This window comes from Tunicatimonas sp. (genome assembly GCF_049647865.1).
Classification (GTDB): domain Bacteria; phylum Bacteroidota; class Bacteroidia; order Cytophagales; family Cyclobacteriaceae; genus Tunicatimonas.
In genome coordinates, this window is the sequence record NZ_JBARYM010000329.1 from 1 (window position 1) to 2,804 (window position 2,804).

Annotated in this window: 3 protein-coding genes; 1 reads left to right on the forward strand and 2 read right to left on the reverse strand. The window is 46.8% G+C overall.

Annotation, left to right across the window (positions count from 1 at the left end; genetic code table 11):
- Positions 1–188 (forward strand): hypothetical protein (locus tag WBA23_RS10010; protein ID WP_424582139.1); only part of this gene is annotated, 188 nt, incomplete at its 5' end.
- 156 nt (positions 189–344) lie between these two features.
- Here the strand turns inward: WBA23_RS10010 and WBA23_RS10015 are convergent.
- Together WBA23_RS10015 and WBA23_RS10020 are read right to left on the reverse strand one after the other, a co-directional pair.
- On the reverse strand, positions 345–2,069 hold the full coding sequence (locus tag WBA23_RS10015; protein WP_424582140.1) for an alpha/beta hydrolase-fold protein: 1,725 nt from the start codon (positions 2,067–2,069) through the stop codon (positions 345–347).
- Between the two features lie 131 nt (positions 2,070–2,200).
- A complete protein-coding gene (locus tag WBA23_RS10020; RefSeq protein ID WP_424582141.1) occupies positions 2,201–2,677 on the reverse strand; it encodes an SRPBCC family protein in 477 nt (158 codons plus the stop codon).
- Positions 2,678–2,804: the final 127 nt, after the last annotated feature.

A 2,804-nucleotide genomic window follows, 5' to 3' on the forward strand; every position in this document is an offset into this window, starting at 1 on the left:
AAGCCAATAAGGTTGATGAAAAACGTACTACGAAAGCGTTTGAAATTACGATAAATGAGCAAAAAGGTGTGTCGGAGCATAAGTATTCAGATTTTACGAATAACTCTAGTTCAATTCGCATGCCATCCACGATAACGGGCTTCACTACCTCAATACTCCTGTTCACTGAACTATTATCTGTTCACTAGCGATCATATCTGTTCGGAATCGGACGTAGGTTTTCTATACTATTTACCGGATGAGGCCCGGCGAATTCCGGTATCTCCTCAATAGTAGGAGAAAGACCCTGTTCCACAGTGGCCGACATTCTCTTCGCGCATCCGGGGAGAGCGCGTTTCTTTGTGTCAATAACGCCAGCTAGTCAGATCGGCGCCGGAGGGGGCACCTTCTTTTATGCGCTCGAGGATCTTAGGGACGTACATGGTGTTGTAGCGGAGGCGGGAGATGGCATTAGGTTGTTCGGGATCGCCATTCCAGCAGTGTTCGGCTCCGTCGCCGTAGGCTACTTCGCCATCGTAGTGAGGGTTTTCGGTGTTCACTAAAAACTCTTCCATGAGCATCACCGCATTGTTGAGATAATAGTTATCCATATCGCCGCAGTAGATGTGAATTTTTCCCTGTAGTTCAGGGCCTAGCTTATCCCAGTCGCGTTCCAGAATATGGCGCAGATCGTAGTTTTCCCGCCAATAGCTCGCTACGCTAGGATTAATGGTTCCGGTCTTCTTGTTCCAGATAGGTTGGGGGTAGCCATTCGGGCCAGTCGGAGAGTACACTGCTTGCCAAATGTCCCACTGCTGTCCTGATCGGCTATTCGTGCCCAAAGCCAACTCTCGGTGGTTCATATCTTTTAACATCGAGCTTACATGCCCTAAATAATCTCGCTTACCCGGACGAGGGGTATTTTTATACTTGCTAGGTAGATAGTAAGCGTTGGTATCCTGATATATATCGACTACGGTGTACGCCCGAAAATCAATCGGATCGGGACAAGCAGCAAAGCAACCGTTGTACTCATCAGGATACATTACCTGAGCCGCTAATGCTTCCCAACCACCGGTAGAACCACCGTACAGAAAGCGGGCCCAGCCCTCGCCAATCCCTCGAAACTGCTCTTCAATATGAGGAATCAGCTCATGGGTAATGGCATCGCCGTAGGGTCCCAAATTAGCCGAGTTCACTGCGTATGAATCATCGTAGTACGGATTCTGGTGCTGAATCTCAATGATAATCATGCGAGGGAAATCCGGTCCCGTCCAGGTTTGATAAAAATCGTGAGCCTCTTGTTGTTGAATGCGGTTGTAGCCTTCCATTTGAAAGCGCTCGCTATAATCCGGCACCAAATCCGGGTCGGGTGGGTCTTCCCGAAAACCCCGAAAGGTGTAGGGAAAATGCCCATGAAAAACACAGATCGGATAACGAGCATCGGGGTTTTCATCAAACCCTTCGGGCAACAGCACATTCGCACCCAGATACATAGGTCGCCCCCAAAACTCAGTGAGTTTATCGCTCTGCATAGTAACGTGTTTGATGTACTTGGTATCTTCCGGTTTTTCTATTGGCGGAATTTCCTGATCTAACGTAATGTAGAAGGTTTCGTCATCTTCAGGATCAAAGGTCACTTTCTGAGGGATACTGTACAGATTGCCCGGTGAGCGGTTCCACACTTGCCCTTCGCCCTGGTCCATTGGTAGCTTCACTGTATGACCATTCGATAAATTGAATGTTTCGTACTTATGTAGCAGCGCCTGCACGTAGTACTCACCCGCTGGAATATCAGTCATATTCTCTAATGGATAGCCAAATACCGTGTCGCTGAAGAAGGCTTCCTTGCCAGGTTTTAACCCATTAATATCTATTCCGTACACCAACTGTGTATTTGGCCCATCATTCACCTGAAAGCGGGGTTCATCTTCGGTATTATCGGAGATCAAAAGCAGTAAACGTCCGTCTAATGGTTCTTCACTGAGGGATTCGGGAAACGAAACGGCAAATCGTCCTTCATCACCACAAGAAGAAAGTAAGAAAAGTAAAGCGATGCATAAACTTAGATGAGCTAAGGAATACTTCATGGGGTAGGTAGTATTTGTAAGTAGTGCGACATTGCGTGCTAGAGACGCTAAAATTAGTTAGCTATGTTACATTATTTTTCTTACAATCTCGAGATTTAGCAGGTAAAAACCTTTTTTTAACTAGCATTAGATCAATAGGATAGCACTTCTTTCCAGCGATTGGTTTCCGCAAAGGTTTTGATCGCTTCGTTGCGGGTAAGCAGCAATTCGGTAAAGTGGTTTTTCAGTACGGCGGCGTTCGCCCACCGGCCGAGTATTCCTAGGGGAGAAACAAAGCGAAATTTATCGGTCATCAGGGTACCTCCATCTAGTTCTTCAAAGTAGTGCTGATGCTCCATTGACTGGAAGGGCCCGCGAATCATTTTGTCGCAAAAGTAGTGCGGCCGTTCGTACTCAACCATCCGAACGGTCATGGTAAACCATTGCCCCAAGTGCTTCGCTCGCCAGGTTACCTCTTCATCAAGTTGCATCAGTCCCTCCGTTCGCCCACCAATAGCTTCCTCCCGCGTGTGTTCTACCGATTGTTTATGCAAGTCAATGCTGGTAGATAGATCAAAGCAGCGTTCTACCGGGGCAGCTATTCTGGTTTTAAGCGTAATTAGGGGCATGACAGCAATTAACAATGTGCAATTGAAAGGTGATAGTGGATAATGAGTGACGACTGATGAATAATGATTAATTGGGTTGGTCAATGCTATTGATCATCAGTAAGTAAGGAAAGGGTTAAAGTGAACT